The organism is Microbacterium sp., from assembly GCF_039812165.1.
Taxonomy (GTDB): Bacteria; Actinomycetota; Actinomycetes; order Actinomycetales; family Microbacteriaceae; genus Microbacterium.
Genome location: NZ_JBDIAB010000038.1, coordinates 1 through 18681 on the forward strand (window position 1 = coordinate 1; position 18681 = coordinate 18681).

The 18681-nt window shown below is 69.6% G+C and carries 18 protein-coding genes and 2 tRNA genes; 6 read left to right on the forward strand and 14 right to left on the reverse strand.

Annotated elements, in window-relative coordinates; all coding sequences use genetic code 11:
* Positions 1–952: 952 nt before the first annotated feature.
* Complete coding sequence (locus WML84_RS05220) at positions 953–2593, reverse strand: AAA family ATPase (protein WP_347345085.1); 1641 nt, start codon at positions 2591–2593, stop codon at positions 953–955.
* Between the two features lie 418 nt (positions 2594–3011).
* Between WML84_RS05220 and WML84_RS05225 the strand changes: the two genes are divergently transcribed.
* Entirely contained in the window at positions 3012–3935 is a 924-nt protein-coding gene (locus tag WML84_RS05225; protein ID WP_347345102.1) for a transposase, read from the forward strand.
* Between the two features lie 117 nt (positions 3936–4052).
* Here WML84_RS05225 and WML84_RS05230 read toward each other — a convergent pair whose 3' ends face one another.
* The 3 genes from WML84_RS05230 to orn all read right to left on the reverse strand — a co-directional run bounded on the left by WML84_RS05230 (position 4053) and on the right by orn (position 6317).
* Positions 4053–4787, reverse strand: coding sequence for an NYN domain-containing protein (locus WML84_RS05230; RefSeq protein ID WP_347345086.1), 735 nt, complete (start codon positions 4785–4787; stop codon positions 4053–4055).
* A 799-nt stretch (positions 4788–5586) separates the two neighbouring features.
* Positions 5587–5659 (reverse strand) — tRNA-His (locus tag WML84_RS05235).
* A 34-nt stretch (positions 5660–5693) separates the two neighbouring features.
* A complete protein-coding gene (orn, locus tag WML84_RS05240; RefSeq protein WP_347345087.1) occupies positions 5694–6317 on the reverse strand; it encodes an oligoribonuclease in 624 nt (207 codons plus the stop codon).
* Positions 6318–6381: 64 nt separating this feature from the next.
* Between orn and WML84_RS05245 the strand changes: the two genes are divergently transcribed.
* Positions 6382–6454 (forward strand) — tRNA-Arg (locus WML84_RS05245).
* A 61-nt stretch (positions 6455–6515) separates the two neighbouring features.
* On the opposite strand, the gene WML84_RS05250 is transcribed toward WML84_RS05245, so the two are convergent.
* Complete coding sequence (locus WML84_RS05250) at positions 6516–7007, reverse strand: DUF6326 family protein (protein WP_347345088.1); 492 nt, start codon at positions 7005–7007, stop codon at positions 6516–6518.
* Between the two features lie 86 nt (positions 7008–7093).
* Entirely contained in the window at positions 7094–8089 is a 996-nt protein-coding gene (locus tag WML84_RS05255; protein WP_347345089.1) for an NAD(P)-dependent alcohol dehydrogenase, read from the reverse strand.
* Between the two features lie 131 nt (positions 8090–8220).
* On the opposite strand from WML84_RS05255, the gene WML84_RS05260 reads away from it, so the two are divergent.
* The 4 genes from WML84_RS05260 to WML84_RS05275 all read left to right on the forward strand — a co-directional run bounded on the left by WML84_RS05260 (position 8221) and on the right by WML84_RS05275 (position 11026).
* Positions 8221–8889 (forward strand): DUF2306 domain-containing protein, encoded by a 669-nt coding sequence (locus WML84_RS05260; protein ID WP_347345090.1) that lies wholly within the window; start codon positions 8221–8223, stop codon positions 8887–8889.
* Positions 8890–8893: 4 nt separating this feature from the next.
* Positions 8894–10015, forward strand: a complete 1122-nt coding sequence (locus WML84_RS05265; protein WP_347345091.1) for a histidine kinase — start codon at positions 8894–8896, stop codon at positions 10013–10015.
* Complete coding sequence (locus WML84_RS05270; protein WP_347345092.1) at positions 10012–10671, forward strand: response regulator transcription factor; 660 nt, start codon at positions 10012–10014, stop codon at positions 10669–10671. The genes WML84_RS05265 and WML84_RS05270 overlap by 4 nt, the downstream gene beginning before the upstream one ends.
* Before the next feature lie 142 nt (positions 10672–10813).
* Positions 10814–11026, forward strand: coding sequence for a methyltransferase (locus WML84_RS05275; protein ID WP_347345093.1), 213 nt, complete (start codon positions 10814–10816; stop codon positions 11024–11026).
* 13 nt (positions 11027–11039) lie between these two features.
* Here WML84_RS05275 and WML84_RS05280 read toward each other — a convergent pair whose 3' ends face one another.
* From WML84_RS05280 to gatC, 8 genes are all read right to left on the reverse strand, one after another.
* Complete coding sequence (locus WML84_RS05280) at positions 11040–11627, reverse strand: hypothetical protein (RefSeq protein ID WP_347345094.1); 588 nt, start codon at positions 11625–11627, stop codon at positions 11040–11042.
* Positions 11611–11931: a hypothetical protein gene (locus WML84_RS05285; protein ID WP_347345095.1), complete on the reverse strand. Its 321-nt coding sequence runs from the start codon at positions 11929–11931 to the stop codon at positions 11611–11613. Before WML84_RS05285 ends, WML84_RS05280 begins: the two co-directional genes overlap by 17 nt.
* A gap of 51 nt (positions 11932–11982) precedes the next feature.
* Positions 11983–13239 (reverse strand): DNA polymerase IV, encoded by a 1257-nt coding sequence (locus WML84_RS05290; RefSeq protein WP_347345096.1) that lies wholly within the window; start codon positions 13237–13239, stop codon positions 11983–11985.
* 99 nt (positions 13240–13338) lie between these two features.
* The gene (gene hemQ, locus WML84_RS05295) at positions 13339–14010 is read right to left on the reverse strand and encodes a hydrogen peroxide-dependent heme synthase (protein ID WP_347345097.1); all 672 of its coding nucleotides are present in this window, start codon (positions 14008–14010) and stop codon (positions 13339–13341) included.
* Between the two features lie 38 nt (positions 14011–14048).
* On the reverse strand, positions 14049–15137 hold the full coding sequence (locus WML84_RS05300) for a ferrochelatase (protein ID WP_347345098.1): 1089 nt from the start codon (positions 15135–15137) through the stop codon (positions 14049–14051).
* A gap of 14 nt (positions 15138–15151) precedes the next feature.
* Complete coding sequence (gene gatB, locus WML84_RS05305; protein ID WP_347345099.1) at positions 15152–16666, reverse strand: Asp-tRNA(Asn)/Glu-tRNA(Gln) amidotransferase subunit GatB; 1515 nt, start codon at positions 16664–16666, stop codon at positions 15152–15154.
* A complete protein-coding gene (gatA, locus tag WML84_RS05310) occupies positions 16666–18195 on the reverse strand; it encodes an Asp-tRNA(Asn)/Glu-tRNA(Gln) amidotransferase subunit GatA (RefSeq protein ID WP_347345100.1) in 1530 nt (509 codons plus the stop codon). Before gatA ends, gatB begins: the two co-directional genes overlap by 1 nt.
* Positions 18192–18491 (reverse strand): Asp-tRNA(Asn)/Glu-tRNA(Gln) amidotransferase subunit GatC, encoded by a 300-nt coding sequence (gatC, locus tag WML84_RS05315; RefSeq protein ID WP_347345101.1) that lies wholly within the window; start codon positions 18489–18491, stop codon positions 18192–18194. The genes gatA and gatC overlap by 4 nt, the downstream gene beginning before the upstream one ends.
* Positions 18492–18681 lie beyond the last annotated feature (190 nt).

An 18681-nucleotide genomic window follows, 5' to 3' on the forward strand; every position in this document is an offset into this window, starting at 1 on the left:
GCGGAGGCGGAGCTGTTCACCGGGAGCCTGAGCGAGGCGAACCTCGCGCTGTACGAGTCGTGCGGCTACCGCGAGTCGGACCGCATCGACCAGGGCGACGGCACCGCGCAGGTCTTCCTGCACAAGCCCCTCGGCTGACCGGTCCGCGCGACGCGAGTGCCGTCGCCGCCGGACGTGCCGGGAGACGACTCCGGGCCCCGGCGTCAGGACGCCGCGGTCGCGCAGAGTGTGAGCAAAGTGTGGGCACGGACCCTCGCCGTGAACGAGTGAACGCCCCGCGATCCCAGTGTTTCCAAGGGGGATGCGGGGCGTTCGATCTGGGGTCCCTTCGTAGCACGTTCGTCAACTTTTCCCCACGGCTAAACACCCTGGTCACATGCTGGAAGCGGGGTGTCTACCGGGTGTCTCGATGGCCGGATTCCGCCCCGACTCGGGACTCTCGGGGGCCTGTGGTGCGGAGGATTGAAAATCTTCAACTTTCTCACCGCCTCCGAGGTCGATCGTCTCGTGGACGATTACCTCGCCGGAGCGAGAGTCAACGAGCTGGCCGAGCGGTACGGCGTGCACCGGGCCACGGTGTCGGCGCACCTGACCCGCCGCCGGTGGCGCGGCGTCGTCCGGGGTTGGGAGTCGATGAGGCGGCGGAGGCCGTCAAGCTCCACTTGGGCGGCGTCTCGATGCGGGCGATTGCGCAGAGCATGGGAGTGGATCGGAAGGCCGTACGGAGGGCTCTGGTCGAAGCATCCGCAATCAGCGCGTGAGTTGAAAATGGCTCGCCGTCAGCGTCGGTCTCGTCCGCCCTCTCGTGGGATCAACGAGGCATATCGCAAAAAGGGAGAGAGCCCGGGATGATAGGGGGAGGCGGACTCTTCTACGCTTTGAGAGTCGCAGAGCCGTTATATCGAAACCTTAGATTGATTCGGCGTCGGGGTGGCGATGCGGAGCATTGGCCTCACTCTAGGGAGATCGCCCCTCCGAAGATCTCTTTCGAGAGCTTGGCTGCTAACTCAGCGTTCTCCGTGATGACAAGGAGAGCAGCTTTCTCATACCTAGCGAATGATTGGAATAGCAAGGACCTTGCAACTTGAGGGCGGAAACTCGTGTCTCTGATGGGCACCGTTCGAACAAGTGTTTCGTAGTCGGCGTTCTGCTTTGCTTGTTCGAGTTCCTGCAGGATACGTGGGTAAGGCGTGTTGAGCGTGAGAGTGATGTCATCCTCGCCGACTTCGTTGGGCATCGCTGAGAGCAGCTTGCGCGCGATCTCATCCTTGGCCAGTTTCTTTGCGAGCCGCTGGAGTGTCTGGCTATCGGAGAGCGCGTCGAGCCCAGCCTGCTTCCCGGAGCGCACAAGCTCGGCTGCGTCTTCACCTTGCGCGTCAGCTTGCTTCATAGCAACGGCCTCGATCACATCCGGGAGATAGTAGAGGTTCTCAACTTCGCTGGCTGGAAGCACCAAGATGCCCTTCGCGGCGAGGTCTGCTCGTTCGGGGTCGGAACGACCATCGCGATCTACGAGACCCTTTGCATCCACCCAGTGGTGTTCTTCGCTCTTGCGGAGACCCCCTACGCTCCGGATGACAGACTCGCAGCTCCCAGCGGGAACGACCGTCCATCCGGGAAGTAGTGTGCCGTAGAGGGGGAAGTCCAAACTTCCGCCCGTTCCCTCTACGAACAGAATGCGTCTACGTCCTCCAAGGATTGCTCGCTTTGCCTCATCGGTGATCGGCGCTTCAGGAGAGAGCCGTTGCAACGACCACTGGGTTGCGTCGTTTCCAGACCACTTGACGCCGAGCGCGCTAAGGACTTCTCCAGGCCTCTTACTCAGGGTCACTGCGAGATCTAGGTCATGGGTGAGAACGATAAACCCACAGTCTGGCCGAGCTTCGATCAACGCTTCGATCAGGGAAGCCGAGATTGACCGGTGCAGATGACGTTCTGGCTCATCGAGCATGATGACTGCGTTCTCATGAGCAGCCAGCACCTCCGCAGCTAGAATGAGAGCGCTTCTCTCGCCGTCAGACATCTGTGAGATGGGGTACTCAACCCTCAGCGTCCTATGCTGCGCAGTGAAGGTCTGCTGGTCAGTAGTCGCGATTGAGACGTGCAGGCCGGCCTGCTTGAAGACGGCATTCAATGCATCAAAGAGCCGCTGGCCAACCTCGGCGATTATCTCCGCTGTTGGGACGCCTTCATAGGCTAACTCGGCAATCTGATGGTCCTCAGCGTGAATTCGGCCCATGAGATCAAATAATGCGATATCGGCCCGCTGCTGATCCGCATGATCTAGGTAGCGAGATTCGACTGATCGATCCCAATGCCGCATATTTGTCGCCACATTTTCGCGATCTGCGGCGCTTATCGATGCCCCTGAATTCTGGAACCAGATCTTCCGCTGAGCAAGTACGCGCCGGAGCACTCGTTCGGGGGTGCTCGTTGCGATGCGAGTAGCCAGAGCGGACTTCCCAGAGCCGTTGGCGCCAACGATTGTGATTACCTCGCCAGTTTTCGCTGCAAGATCGATCTGCGTTCCATCGGACAGCGGGATCGTCCATGAAGCGAGGGCAGTCAGGGGCGCCTGGGGAGGTTCGTGCACACCGACGAATCTTATCCGGCTCTTCGCATTTGAGAGTGCAGCCGGGGTCCGGGCCGCGGTGGCTTGATGGGCGTCGAGGTCCCCCGAGGATGAAAGTTCCTACACTCACCATCCGGAAGACCTCGACGTACTCAACGCGACTCTTGCAGCTGCCTGCCGCACACGTTCATTCACAGATCGAGGAAAGCCGGAGTGCTGGCAATGCCACCCCTCGCGAGGTCGAGGCGGCTGACCCACTTCGCTGCTTGGGATGCAGCATGCCGAAGTGCGGAGAAGCGGGGGGCAACCGTCTCGGGTTATCGGCAAGAACGTGTGGATGGGTTCTTGATCTAGCCGCGGGATCATGCGGTGAAACCGGGATGGTCATGGTCCGCGACCCTTAGTCGTGGAGCTTGGGTCGAACTCGGGGTTCTGTCTGGTGTGCGGTGCCCGGCTCGTGAAGAACGGGAAGACCGCGGCGGGCACTCAACGCTGGCGATGCCCGCAGTGCGGGGCGTCCTCGACGAGGCGGCGGCCGGATGTCACCCGACGCGAGCAGTTGCGTCGGTTCCTGCTCTGGCTGACCGGGAAGGACACCCAAGCCACGCTCGGCGGCGGCACGGGCCGGTCGTTCCGTCACGAGACCGCGTGGTGCTGGCAGCTGCGGCCCCGGATGCCGGTCACCGGGGAGGTCCACGACGCGGTCCTGGTCGACGGGATCTGGGTCGATTCCTGGTGCCTGCTGATCGCGCTCAGCGATACCGGGCACGTCATCGCCTGGCAGTGGGCCGCCCGCGAGTCCACCGCGGCCTGGGAGGCCCTGTTCGGTCAGGTCCCGCCCCCGGAGGTCGTCGTCACTGACGGCGGCAGCGGCATCCGCTCCGCCCTGGCCACCACCTGGCCGGACACCGCCGTGCAACGCTGCATCTTCCACCTCCAGATGAACGTGACCCGAGAGCTCACCCGGCAGCCCCGGCTGAAAGCGGGGCGGGCGCTGCGTCAGATCGCGATGACACTCAGCGACGTGCACGATATCGACGCCGCAATCACCTGGCGGCTCACGCTCGAGGCCTGGTGGCAGCGCTACGGGCACCTCACCAAGGAACGCACCCTCTACGACAACGGTCAGTTCGGGTTCACGCACCCGCGACTCCGCAAAGCCTGGGCGATCCTGCACCGCGCCGTCGAATGGTTCCTACTGCTACGCGAGGTCCCCCTCGATCGGGCCCACCGCCACGCCCAGATCCCCGAACCGCAACCGCGCATGATCACCGAGGAGCCCATCGGCCCCGCCCTCCACGGCACCGGCCTCACCGCAGAAGAAGGCCTCTGGAACCGAACCGGGTGGATCGGCGAACACTGACACGCCCGACCCATCCACACGTTCTTGCCGATAACCCACCGTCTCTCCGAGACGAGAAAACCCGGCCCCAGAGGGGCCGGGTGGTGTGGCTCCAGTGTAGCAGCGCGACGGCGCCGACTACCAGTCTTGGGGCTTGGCGATGCGCGGACCGATGGTCGGCGGCAGCTGGTGTGCGTACCAGTCGGAGGGCTGCATCTGGTACCACCAGTGGTTTCCGACGCCGTCGGTGTGATCGCCGGCGAGCTTGCCCGCACGATAGCCCCTGGTGGGGTTGACGAGGCCGACCGGGACTCGATCTCGCGCGAAGGCGATGGGGTAGGCCAGGTCGCTGTCGTTGGAGATCACCACGGCAGCGTCCACCGCCTCGGTGAGCACATCGATGAGTAGGTGGGAGGCGACGTTGACGTCGGAGCCCTTCTCTTCTCGGCGTGCGACGGATGCCATGAACCGAGCGTCAGGGACGTCTTGCTCGGCTCCGTCTTGCACCATCAGCGGCCACTGGGGATGACTGATGACCGGTTTGCCATTCCGGCCAGCGGTCGCGAGCGGTGCCGTGGCAACCCGTGCCACGTAATTGCCGTAGCTGATACGAGTGGCCGAGCCGGAGCGTTCCAGCGCGCGGAGGTAGACATCCTGTTCGCGTTGTCCGGTGGGGTTACTTGCTCCGCTCACGCGTGCTGTGCAGTAGGTGACCGTCTCGATGACTGCGCCTTGCCAGCGGGAGCGCGTGGCGATCAGGTCCGAGGCGAGGGCCTTCAGGTCGAGCCAACGCCAGCCGGGCGTCGATCGGCCACACAAGCCGCGACCGCCGTAGTACAGGTTGTACCCGTCGATGTAGACGCCGACTCGCATGACTCAGATCGTAGGCGGAGGGTCCGACACTCGCCGAGACTCGACCGGCATGCAGCACACGGGAAGAATGGAGCGATGAACGACCGAGTGGTTGACGATCCCGCGCCGGCGGTCGATCGCGCAATGGTCAGGAAGCTGGTCGACGACCTCGCCCATCTCTCACCCGCCCAGGTATGGATGGTCGAGCTCTCGCGACGTGATCCGAAGTCCGAAGAACCCTTGGCCTCCGGAGAGAAGCCGGAGAGACATCGCGCTGCAGGGAGCCGGCAACGAGACGGCATCGAGGGACGCGCGGGGTCTCACCGGAGCGGTCGGCGAGGCGCGCTTCAGAGGCATTCACTTCCGCTCCCGGCAGGGACCACGCAGGCAATACTTCCGCTGCTTGTGGCCGACTACGCGGACGGTCTGACTCAGGTTCAGATCGCGGAGAAGCATGGGATCCATGTCCAGACGGTTCGGAAGCGGCTCATCGCCGCTGGCGTTGACACGCGCATCCGTCTCCGGGCATTGAACGACGACGAGATACGTGCGGCGCGGGTCGCGACAGGCGAGGGAGCAAGCGTCAGAGAGATCGCCCGCGGACTTGGCGTCGCGCATACGACACTTGCCCGATCATTGGCACATCGTCACGAGACACCGAAATCACCATCGCGCACCACGAATACGGGGTCGCGGACCTCGACGACATCGGTCCGGGCACGGCGATCACCATTGCGCACCACGTCGGAAACACCTTCTGACCTGGGCAAATGTGAAAGACAGTCCAGCCCCAGCATCGAGATGCTGGGGCTGGACGCTGGGTGAGTAACGGGACTTGAACCCGCGACCCCCTGGACCACAACCAGGTGCTCTACCAACTGAGCTATACCCACCATGCGCCCGCGAGCGGGCAACCGTCCCAGTCTATTACAGGCCGGAGGCGAACGACGACACCGCCGACGCCGCCGCGGCGCGCGCGGTGTCGCTCGTGGGACCCGGGTCGGCCACGAACACCGCCTCACGGTAGTAGGCGAGCTCGCGGATGGACTCGCGGATGTCGGCGAGCGCGCGGTGGCCGCCGTCCTTGGCCGGTGCGTTGAAGTACACGCGCGGGTACCAGCGGCGCGAGAGCTCCTTGATGCTCGACACGTCGACGTTGCGGTAGTGCAGCCAGCGGTCGACGCGCGGCATGTACTTCGCGAGGAACATGCGGTCGGTGCCGATCGTGTTGCCTGCCAGCGGCGCCTTGCCCTCCGGCACGAACCGCTGGATGTACTCGAGCACCTCGAACTCCGCCTCGGCGACGCTGACGCCGCGCGGGATCTCCTCGAGCAGGCCCGACACCGCGTGCATGTTGGTGACGAACGGGCTCATGTGCTCGAGCGCCGACGCGTCGGGCTTGATGACGATCTGGAACCCGGGGTCGAGCGCCTGCAGCTCGAAGTCCGTGACGACGACGGCGATCTCGACCAGCTCGTCGACCTCGAGGTCGAGACCGGTCATCTCGCAGTCGATCCAGACGAGACGGTCGTTGTCCGCGGCGCTCACCATGGCGCCTATCCTAACGAGCGGCTCCGACGCGCCGCCCGGCACGACGGCGTTACGCTGGACGGACGCCCCCGTAGCTCAGTGGATAGAGCGGCGGCCTTCTAATCCGCGGGTCACAGGTTCGAATCCTGTCGGGGGCGCTCTCGGACCGTCGGGACCGACGGGGAGCGCGATGCTCGCGGTGTCGGTCTGGTCCGGGCGTCAGCTCTGAACTCGGTGTCGCACGTCCGCGATCACGGCGCGCCCGACTGGCGCGGTGGGGATCCGTGGCCACGTCCAGGCGGAGCGCAGGATGAAGGCCATGATGAGCACCTCGACGCCGATGGTGAGGGCGTAGTAGATCGCGTAGTCCCAGGTGGCCCCTGCCGCGTTGAACACGCAGATGGGCATGTACAGCGTTGCGACGACGAGGTTCGTGGCGCGGTTCGCACCGCTGGGCAGCGTCACGGAGAGCAGGATCATCAGCGTCGGGATCGCGATGATCACGAAGAAGATCGACATCAGGGTTCCGCTGATGTCGAACGCGAAGATGCGACCGCTCCGGATGTCGTCGATCTCACCGGGTTGGTAGAGGTGGAAGTAGTCGATGTAGAGGATGAGGAACATGAGGCTCGTCCACGCGGCGGCGAGCCTGGCCTGCACGGGGATCGGCGCGTTGTCGAGCAGTGTCGGGGTCTTCGTTCGGATCGTCATGATCGCCTTCTTTCTCGGTGGGTGTGGATGACGCGGTGGGTGTGGACGACGCGCTGGGTGTGGATGCCGCGGTGGACGGGCGGAGCTCACGCGTGGGCGATGCGCAGCACGACGTTGCCGCGCTTGCGGCCGGTGTCGACGTAGCGGTGCGCCTCGACGACGTCGGCGAGGTCGTAGGCGCGGTCGACCACCGGCCGGTAGCGGCCGGACTCCGCGAGGCCGACGAGCTGGGCGAGCTCCGCAGCGCCGGGCCTGCCGACGTCCCAGGTGACGAGCTTTCCCGACCTGCGGGTCTGCCCGCGGCTGCGCAGCATCCCCCGCAGGTCGCAGATGACGAGCAGCAGTGCCCCGCCGGGGTTGATGGATGCCTCGACCTTCTCGAATGCCGCATTGCCCACGCCGTCGACGATCACGTCGTACCGGGCGCCGTTCGCGGTGAAGTCCTGCCGGGTGTAGTCGATGACGCGGTCGGCCCCGAGCGACGTCACGAGCTCCGCGTTCGGCCCGCTCGTGACAGCGGTCACCTGGGCACCGAGCCGCCTCGCGAGCTGGATGACGGCGGTGCCGACCGCCCCGGACGCGCCGTTGACCAGCACGGTCGTGCCCGGCCCGATCGACACCTGCGACAGGAAGCCCTGGGCGGTGATGCCGCCGAACACGAGGGTGACGGCCTCCTCGTGCGTCAGATCAGCGGGTGCGCGTGTGATCGCGCCGTCCGCGGGCACGCACACGTACTCGGCATGACCGCCGAAACCGGCGCCCATCATCGCGATCACGCGGTCGCCGGCGGTGAAGCCGGTCACTCCGGCGCCGACCGCCTCGACGACGCCCGCGGCATCCATGCCCAGCACGTGATGCTTGGGCCGGAACAGGCCGATGCCGGCGGCGGCGATCAGGTCGAGCCCGCGCGGAACATCACGGGTTCGCGCCCGGTGATCGGCGACGCTCACGGTGCTCGCGTGCACGCGGACGAGCACCTCGCCGGGTTGCGGCACCGGCACGGGGCGCTGCTCGAGGCGCACGACCTCGGGCGGACCGAAGCGGCGGTACACGGCCGCGGTCATTGTCGTGTTCGTTGTCATGGCTCGATGCTCGCGGCCGGCTCCCCTCGCGGCATCGGGAGAACGGCCCCGAACGTCTCGGCCGAAAGTACGGTCCTGCGCTCGTGCTCCGTGCCGATGTGGGACCGCCGGCGACCCAGGAGCATCGAGGCATGGCTTCGACGCCCACCCCCGCAGCGGCCCCGGCCCGCACCCGGCCGAAGGCGCGCCCTCGCAGCGGCTGGCTCGCCATCACCGGGCTCTTGCTGCTCAGCGCACTCCCGGTGCTCGGAGGCGCCTTCCGACTGGGTGAGCTGGCCGGCCAGAACGCGTTGCTCGACCGCTCCCCCGTGCCACTGATCGCACACGTCGTGGCGATGAGTGCGTTCTGCCTGATCGGCGCGTTCCAGTTCTCGCCCGCGCTGCGCACGCGGCGCGCGTGGCATCGCACGGCGGGTCGCGCGCTCCTCCCGGCCGGATTCGTCGCGGCACTGTCGGGCATCTGGCTGGCGGTCTTCTTCGGCGGCACCGCCGAGGAGTTCGCGATGGCGATGGTCCGCCTCGTCTTCGGAGTCGCGATGGCAGGCTTCCTCGTGCTCGGGGCGTCGGCGACACGGCGTCGCGACTTCGCTTCGCACGGCGCGTGGCTCACGCGGGCGTACGCGATCGCGGTCTCGGGCGGAACCCAAGCGCTCGTCGTCGCACTGTGGACCATCCCCGTCGGCGAGGTCGACGCCTCCGGTGAGACCCTGCTGGTCTCCGCAGGCTTTCTGATCAACAGCGTCGTGGCCGAGGTGATCATCGCGAGGCGCGCCCGTGCATCCCGTGCGCTCGTATCCTGAGGTCGTGACCGGGATCCTGCGTTCGGCGTGGCGTGCGCCGAGCGCGGTGCCCCCACCGCCGCAGCGGGTGTGGCGCGACTGGGCGCTGCTGGCCGCGATCGTCGCGCTCGCGGCGATCGAGGGCATCCTGAGAACCGAGCTGAGCCTGCCGGCGGTCTCGGTCGTCACGGTGCTGGCGATCGCGCCGACGGTGCTGTGGCGGCGCACCCGGCCCCTCGCCATGCTCGTGATCGCGGTCGCCGTGGCCACGCCCGTGCAGTTGCTGCTGCCCGACTCGGTGCTCAACGTGAACGTGTTCGTGCTGGTGCTCGTGTACGCGCTGTTCCGCTGGGGATCGGGTCGGGAGCTGCTGCTCGGCTCGGCGCTGCTGCTCGCGGTGCTCGGGGCGTCGTTCGCGCGCACCCCGGGATTCGACGTCCTCGTGGGCGGGTTCGCGGTGCTGCTGTCGGCGTCGGCGCTCGGCGCGGTGCTCCGCGCGCGGGCCGGTGCGAGGCAGCGGCAGATCGACCGCATCCGCACGCTCGAGCGCGAGCACCTCGCCCGCGACCTGCACGACACGGTCGCCCACCACGTCTCGGCGATCACGATCCGCGCCCAGGCGGGTCTCGCGATGGCCCCGCACGATCCGGAGGCCGCCCGCGACGCGTTGCGGGTGATCGAGGCGGAGGCCGCGCGCACCCTGGCCGAGCTGCGTTCCATGGTGGGTGTGCTGCGGCAGGGCGATGACGCCGAGCTCGCACCCAGCCCGCGCCTGCGCGACATCGAGGCGCTCGCGGGAACACGCCCGGGCGGCGCCGCGGTCACGGTGCGGGTCGAGGGCGACGACGGCAGCATCCCGCCGCCGGTCGCGGCGGCCGTCTTCCGCCTCGCCCAGGAGTCGGTGACCAACGCGTTGCGCCATGCGAGGCAGGTGACCCGCGTCGACCTGGTCGTCGACGTGGATGCCGGCGGGGTCCGGCTGAGTGTGACCAACGACGGCGACGTCGCCGCCTCGCCGACCCCGGGCTTCGGCATCATCGGGATGAGGGAGCGCGCGGCCCTGCTCGGCGGCACCTGCCACGTCGGGCCTGCGCCCGGCGGCTGGGCGGTCACTGCGGTGCTGCCTCGTGTTGGATGGTCAGCGTGACCATTCGCGTACTCGTCGCCGACGACCAGGAGCTGGTGCGCACCGGGCTCAGCATGATCCTCGGTGCCGAGCCCGACATCGAGGTGGTCGGGCAGGCCGTCGACGGCCGCGAGGCGGTCGCCCTGGCACGTCGCCTCCGTCCCGACGTGTGCCTGTTCGACATCCGGATGCCCGGTCTCGACGGCATCGAGGCGACCCGTGCCCTCGCCGGCCCCGGTGTCGAGGATCCGATCGCCGTCGTCGTCATCACCACGTTCGACCTCGACGAGTACGTGTTCGCCGCGCTGCGGGCGGGAGCGAAGGGCTTTCTGCTCAAAGACGCCGGGGCGGGACTGCTCGCCCAGGCGATCCGAGCCGCCGCCGGCGGCGACGCGCTCATCGCCCCCAACGTCACGGTGCGCCTGCTCGAGGCGTTCGCCGGGTCAGCGCCCGCGGCATCCCCCGCGCAACCGATCGAACCGCTCACCGAACGCGAAGAGCAGGTGCTCGTCCAGGTCGCGAGAGGCATGAGCAACAGCGAGATCGCGGGCGAGCTCTACATCACCCTCAGCACGGTGAAGACCCACGTGGCGAGCCTCATGACCAAGCTCGGCGCGCGCAACCGCGTCGAGATCGCGATCTGGGCGCACGAGACGCGGCGCGCACGTCAGCAGTGAATCGGACTCGCACTCGTCCTCGACTCCGTGGCGCGGCACCTGGACGCGCGCACGACGTCTGCCCGAAGGCGCGGCTCGGCGTCAAGCCCCTCGACGCCGTGACCCCGCCGGCGTAGCGTCGAGGTGTCGGAAGGAGTTCGAGATGCAGACATCCGAGAGCACGACGACACTGTGGGTGGCTTACGGGACGGGCGGCGTGGTCGGCACGATCCGCAAGGGCGACGACGGGTACGTCGTGACCATGGCGGGGGCCTCGGAATCGGTCGGGACCTACCCGACGATGGAGGCCGCCAAGGGCGCGCTGAACTCGCACCAGCGTCCGGGGTCGGGCTGGCCCCAGTTCCGCGAGCACTGACGCGCTCGCCCGCCTACGGCACGTCGCACACGCGCGTGGCGTGCCGGGCGGGTTCGTCGCGCGCGACGTGCCGCTGCTCCTGGTCGGCCCATCTCGTCCAGTGCGGCCGGTAGGCGTCGCCGTCGCGCGTGAGCGCCCGCTCGCGCCGTGACTCCTCGGGCGACTCGAGCCAGACCCGCAGGTCGCCCAGTCCCGCCGTCGCGGGGGTCAGGATCCCCGAGCCCTCGACGACGAGGGGAAGGGATGCCGTGACGGCATGCGCCTCGGCGCGCACATCGTCCTCCCAGTCCCAGCGCCGCCAGACGCCGACCCGGCCGGCCGCGTGGGGGGCGAGGACGTGTTCGCGGGCGTACTCGACGCCGGCGTCCAGGCCGTCCCATCCGGGATACAGGGAGTCGAGCGCGACGAGCTGCACCGGGCCGCCGCCCGGCCAGCGCGCGACGAGCTCCCGCGCGAGCGAGCTCTTGCCGGCGCCGCTGCGCCCGTCGATCAGCACCACTGGGGCGGGCGCGCGCAGGGCGCGGACGTCCGCGAGGATCAGCTCGGCGGCCGCGTGCAGGGCCGCGGCGACGCCGTCGACGCGACTAGCGCTTGAGGGCACGGATGATGCGGCTGAGCGTGCGCCCGGCGACCCACACGAACGGGATCGCGACCGCGACGAGCGACACCAGGTTCGGCTCGAACCGCAGGTCGTCGCCGCGGCGGATGTAGGCGCCGACCGGGATCGCCATGCCGCCGCCGCCCCCGCCGGCGTTGCCCGACGTGTCTTCGCCGGCGCCGAAGCCCGACCATGAGAGGGCGACGGGCACGAAGCGGACGCCGTCGACGTCCTGCTGCTCACCGTAGGCGCTGGTGACGCCGAGCGAGGCGGACTGCTTGCCGAGTTCGAGTGCGAGGTTGGGCATGCCTCCACGCTAGTGGTCTCGGCGGCATCCGTCAGCGGGGTTGCGGGAAGGTCACTGGAAAGGTAGGCGCGGGCTGCCCGGCAGCGCGCCCAGGCCGCGCCGCACTCCGAGCGCGCTGGCGCGCGTCACCGCGCCGCGACCGAAGCGGGCGTGCGCGTCGTCGAGCGCCTCGTCGATGCGGCGCCATTCGGCGTCGTCGTCCCACAGGGCGAGCACCGAGCCGTCGGAGGCGCGCAGGTTCTCGCCGCGCACGCCGACGAGCCGGATCGGCTGGTCGAGGTCGAGCCGACCGAACAGCTCGACGGCGACCTCGCCGATCCGCTGGCCGACCTGCGTCGGCTCGGCGAGCGTCTGCGACCTCGACAGCGTCGTGAAGTCGGCCTTGCGCACCTTGATCGCGATCGTCGCGGCCGAAAGGCCGGCTTCGCGGAGCCTCGCCGCGACGCGGTCGGCGAGCCGCCGCAGCTCGGCGCGGAGCACCGTCGGATCGGCGATGTCCTCGAGGAAGGTCTCCTCGTGGCCGACGCTCTTCTCGACGCGGTGCGTCTCGACCTCGCGGGGATCGACGCCCCGCGCCAGCTGCGAGATCCGCTCGCCCGTCGCCGCACCGAGAGCGCGGTCGAGCACGGCGCGGGGCGTGGCGAGCACGTCGGCGACGGAGCGGATGCCGCGGGCCTCCAGCGCCTCGGCGGCCTTGGGACCGACGCCCCACAGCGCCCGCACCGGCCGCGCCGCGAGGAAGGCGGCGTTGTCGGGGCCGCTCACGATGAGAAGTCCGTCGGGCTTGGCGAGCGTGGAGGCCATCTTGGCGACGTGCTTCGTCGACGCGACGCCGATGCTGCAGACGAGCCCCGTCCGCTCGCGCACGCGGGCCCGCAGATCGCGGGCGATCCGTCCCGGACTCCCCCACAGGCGGCGCGCGCCGCTGACGTCGAGGAAGGCCTCGTCGATCGACAGCGGCTCGACGAGCGGCGTGACCTCGTGGAAGAGCGCCATGACCTGGCGCGAGAGCGTCACGTAGCGGTCGAAGTGCGGGGTCACGACCACGGCGTTCGGACACAGGCGCAGCGCCTGACCGACCGACATGGCCGAGCGCACGCCGAAGCGGCGGGCCTCGTACGAGGCGCTCGAGACGACGCCGCGCCCCTCCATCCCGCCGACGATCAGCGGCTTGCCCTTCAGCGAGGGATCGTCGAGCACCTCCACGGCGGCGTAGAAGGCGTCCATGTCGACGTGCAGGATGCGGGTGCCGGTGTCGTCGGCATCGTCGGCCGAGACGATGCGGTCTCTGCCGTCACCGCGTCCCATGCCTTCCATTGTCGGCGATGCCGCCGACATCGGCCCGGGGTGCCGCGGATCTCGCGCACGGCGCGACCCGCGGCACGCCGCGGGTCGCGCCGGGACGACTCAGCGTCCGACGAGCGAGGCGAGCGCGACGCGGGGACCCGTGAAGAACGGGGTCTCCTCGATCACGTGCCGGCGGGCGCCGGTGGCGCGCAGCTCGCGCATGAGGTCGACGATGCGCACGAGCTCGTCGGCCTCGAACGCGAGCAGCCACTCGTAGTCGCCGAGCCCGAACGCGGCGACCGTGTTGGCGAGCACGTCGCGATAGTCGCGCGCGGCCGCACCGTGCTCGCGCAGCAGCTCGCGGCGCTCGGCGTCGGGCAGCAGGTACCACTCGCGACCGCGCACGAACGGATACACGCACAGGTAGGCGCGCGGGTCGTCGCCGGCGAGGAAGGCGGGGACGTGCGAGCGGTTGAACTCCGCGGGACGGTGCACGCCGATGTTCGACCACACCGGCAGCAGCCCCGGGTCGGCGGCGAGCACGCGATACGCGGTCTGCAGGGTCTCGGTGTCGTCGGCCCACCACCACGCCATGAGGTCGGCGTCGGCGCGGAAGCCGGCGACGTCGTACCAGCCGCGCACCCGCAGGCCCGGCAGCTCGGCGAGGGCGGACTCGATGGCCGCGGCATCCGTCGGCGCGCCCTGGAAGACCGCATACATCGTGAACGCGGTGGCGTCGTTGACGGCGCCGGCGACCGCGGAGTGGTCGACCGGAGGGATCGTGTCGGTCATGCGTTGCCCTTCTCTCGTTGTGCGCTCGTGTCCATGGATCAGTCCGCCGTGCCGGCGAGCACCGGGATGCCGGTGACCTCGCCGTCGCGCATGCGGCAGCTGCCCGCCGGCGCCTCGTCGGGGAACGCGCCGAGACCGCCCACGACCGGCGCGGCGACGTCCTCGCCGCGTTCGCGTGCCGCGCGCTCGAGCACGAGGTCGACGAGGCCGCAGACGAAGGCGGGCCGGATGCCGGCGGTGCCGGCGCGCGCGGCCGACAGGCCGAGCTCGGTCGCGGTCTCCATCGCCTCGACGTCGAGGTCGAACGCGACCTCCATGTGGTCGGAGATGAAGCCGATCGGCGCGATGACCACGCGACGCACGCCCTCGGCATGCAGCCGCTCGAGCTCGTCGGAGACGTCGGGCTCGAGCCACGGCGTGCGCGGGTCTCCGGAGCGGGAGCAGTACGCGAGGCTCGAGGTGATCCCGGGGCCGAAGGCGTCGTGCAGGCGCTCGTCGATCGTGGCGCGGACGTCCTCGTGCTGCTCGCGGTAGCCGGGGCCCGTCGCCGCCGACGCGCGCTGCATCGTGTCGGGGATCGAGTGGGTCACGTAGACGACGTGCACCGGGCCGTCGCCGTCGAGGCCGCCGACCGCCTCGACGATCGCCTCGGTGTTCGCGTCGACGAACCCGGGATCGTTGAAGAACGGCCGCAGGATGTCGATGCCCACGTCGGGAACGCCCAGGTCGGCGACCGCCTGTGCGAGGTGCTCGCGGTACTGGCGGCTCCCGGAGTACGAGGCGTACGCGCTCGTGACGAGCACGAGGAAGCGGCGGGCGCCGAAGGCGACGGCATCCCGCAGCACGTCGACGGTGTACGGATGCCAGTTGCGGTTGGACCACAGCACCGGCAGCCGCACGTCGCGCGCGGACAGCTCCGCCTCGATCGCGGAGCGCAGCGCGAGGTTCTGGCCGTTGATCGGGCTGCGGCCGCCGAAGCCGTAGTAGTGCTCCCCCACCGTGACCAGGCGGTCCTCGGGGATGTTCTTGCCGCGCGTGACGTTGCGCAGGAACGGCAGCACGTCGTCGGCGCCGTTGGGGCCCCCGAACGAGCAGATCAGCAGGGCGTCGTAGGGTGTCGCGTCCATCATGTCGACCCGCGCTACTGCGCGGCACGCTCCAGGATCAGCTCGCGGACGCGCGCCGCGTCGGCCTGCCCGCGCATGGCCTTCATGACGGCGCCGATCACGGCGCCGGCGGCCTGCACCTTGCCGTCGCGGATCTTCGCCAGCACGTCCGGCTGGGCGGCGAGCGCCTCGTCGATCGCGGCGATGAGCGCGCCGTCGTCCGAGACGACCGCGAGTCCGCGCGCGTCCACGACCTCCTGCGGCGATCCCTCGCCGGCGATGACGCCCTCCAGCACCTGCCGCGCGAGCTTGTCGGTGAGCGTGCCGGCGTCGACGAGCGCCTGCAGCGCGGCGACGGATGCCGGCTCGATCAGCGAGCCGGCCTCGACGCCCTGGGCGTTCGCGATGCGGCTGATCTCGCTCATCCACCACTTGCGCGCCGCGGCGGGCGTGGCGCCGGCGGCGACGGTGGCCTCCACCTCGGCGAGCAGGCCCGCGTTGACCACGCCCTGGAAGTCGATGTCGGCGAAGCCCCAGTCGGCCTTCAGCCGGCGACGGCGGACCGCGGGCGGCTCGGGGAGCTCGGCGCGCAGCCGCTCGACGAGCTCGTCGCTGGGGGCGACCGGCAGCAGGTCGGGCTCGGGGAAGTAGCGGTAGTCGTCGGCGTCCGACTTCGGACGCCCCGGCGAGGTCGTGCCGGTGTCCTCGTGCCAGTGCCGGGTCTCCTGCGTGATCGTGCCGCCGGCGGCGAGGATCGCGGCCTGTCGCTGGATCTCGTAGCGCACCGCGCGCTCGACCGACCGCATGGAGTTCACGTTCTTGGTCTCGGTGCGCGTCCCGAGCCTCTCCTGGCCGCGGGGGCGGAGCGACACGTTCGCGTCGCAGCGGAGGTTGCCGCGCTCCATGCGCGCCTCCGAGATCCCGAGCGCGAGCACGATGTCGCGGACGGCGGCGACGTACGCCTTCGCGATCTCGGGCGCGCGGTGCTCGGCACCGAAGATCGGCTTCGTCACGATCTCGACGAGGGGCACGCCGGCGCGGTTGTAGTCGACGAGCGAGTACTCGGCGCCCTGGATGCGGCCGGTCGAGCCGCCCATATGGGTGAGCTTGCCGGCATCCTCCTCCATGTGCGCGCGCTCGATCGGGACGGTCACGATCGTGCCGTCGGCGAGCTCCACGTCGACCTGGCCCTCGAAGGCGATCGGCTCGTCGTACTGCGAGATCTGGTAGTTCTTGCCGAGGTCGGGGTAGAAGTAGTTCTTGCGCGCGAAGCGGCTCGACGGCGCGATCGAGCAGCCGAGGGCGAGCCCCAGGCTGATCGAGAAGCGCACGGCCTGCTCGTTGACGACCGGGAGCGCGCCCGGCAGGCCCATGTCGACGGGCGCGACGAGCGTGTTCGGAGCCGCGTCGTGGTTCGCGGCGTGCGCGGGGTTCGCGGCCGGCGAGAACATCTTCGTCGCGGTGTTCAGCTCGACGTGCACCTCGAAGCCGAGCACGGGCTCGTACCGCTCCAGCGCCTCGTCGAAGTCCATCAGGCGGTCCTTGGCCATCAGCGGGTCCCTCCCTGCGTGGTCTCGCCGGGCAGTCGCGGCGCGCGATCGAGCAGCGGTCCGCCCCACCGGTCGACGAGCAGCGCCTCGAGCGCCGCGCCGACGCGGTACAGCCGCGCGTCCTGACGCGCGGGCGCGATGAACTGGATGCCGACCGGAAGCCCGTCCTCGTCGGCCAGGCCGCTCGGGATCGAGATGCCCGGAACGCCCGCGAGGTTCACCGGGATGGTCGTGACGTCGTTGAGGTACATCTGCAGCGGGTCGTCGAGCTGCTCGCCCAGGCGGAACGCGGTCGTCGGCGCCGTCGGCGTCGCGATGACGTCGACGCCCGCGAACGCGGCGTCGAGGTCGCGCTGGATGAGCGTGCGGACCTTCTGCGCGCTGCCGTAGTACGCGTCGTAGTAGCCGGCCGACAGGGCGTAGGTGCCGAGGATGATGCGCCGCTTGACCTCGTCGCCGAAGCCGGCGTCGCGCGTGGCAGCCATGACGTCCTCGACGGTGCCGCCCGGGACGTCGACCCGCATGCCGAAGCGCACCGAGTCGAACTTCGCGAGGTTGCTCGACGCCTCGGCCGGGAGGATCAGGTAGTACGCGGCCACGCCGTACTCGAAGTGCGGGGCGCTCACCTCGACGATCTCGGCGCCCTGCGCCTCCATCGTCTTCAGCGCCGCGCGGAACGATGCCGAGACGCCGGACTGGAAGCCGCTGTCGGGCAGCTCGCGGATGACGCCGACCTTGAGGCCCTTCAGCACGTCGCCGCGGGCACCCTCTCGTGCGGCCTCCGCGAACGACGGCCACGCGTCCTCGAGGGAGGTGGCGTCGTGCGGGTCGTGGCCGCCGATGACGTCGTGCAGGAGCGCCGAGTCGAGCACGGTGCGCGAGACCGGCCCGACCTGGTCGAGGCTCGACGCGAGCGCGATGGCGCCGTAGCGGCTCACGCCGCCGTAGGTGGGCTTGACGCCGACGGTGCCGGTGACGTGCGCGGGCTGGCGGATCGAGCCGCCGGTGTCGGAGCCGAGCGCGAACGGGGCCTCGAAGGCGGCCACCGCGGCCGCCGAGCCGCCGCCCGAGCCGCCCGGGATGCGCGTGAGGTCCCACGGGTTGTGCGTCGGGCCGTACGCGGAGTGCTCCGTCGACGAGCCCATGGCGAACTCGTCCATGTTGGTCTTGCCGAGCGGCACGAGGCCGGCGGCGCGCGAGCGTGCGACGACCGTCGCGTCGTACGGCGAGAGGAACCCCTCGAGGATCTTCGAGCCGCTCGTGGAGGGCATGTCGGTCGTGACGAGGACGTCCTTGATCGCGAGCGGCACGCCGGCGAGGGCGCCGAGGGTCTCGCCGGCGGCGCGACGGCGGTCGAGGTCGGCGGCCACGTCGAGGGCGTGGTCGCTGACGTGCAGGTAGGCGTGCACGTCCGGCTCCACGGCGGCGATGCGGTCGAGGTGCGCGCGCGTCGCCTCGACGCTGGACACCTTGCCGGCCGTGAGCGCGGCGGCGAGGTCGGCGGCGGTGAGGCGGGTGAGGTCCGTCATTGCTCTTCTCCGAGGATCGCGGTGACGCGGAAGCGGTCGTCCGCGGCATCCGGCGCGTTCTGCAGCACCTGCTCGACCGTCAGCATGTCGCCGACGGAATCGGGGCGGAACACGTTCTGCAGGGCGATGGGGTGGCTCGTCGCCGGGACGTCGGGCGTCGCGACCTCGGACACCTTCGCGATGTTGTCGACGATCGCGTCGAGCTGGCCGGTGAGCCGCTCGACCTCCTCGTCGCTCAGCTGGATCCGGGCGAGCACGCCGAGATGGCGCACGAGATCGGGCGTGATTTCAGACACCAGACAAGCCTAGCCGCGCGCTCGGACCCTCCCGTCCGGCGCGCGCCGCCTCCGCACCGTCGCGGAGGTCGGCGCGTAGGGTGGGGCGCGTGACGACGTACGAGCCTCCCCGTCCGTGGACCGCCAGCTACGCGGACGGCGTCCCCGAGGATCTGGAGCCGGTGAGCGGAAGCCTCCTCGACATCGTGGA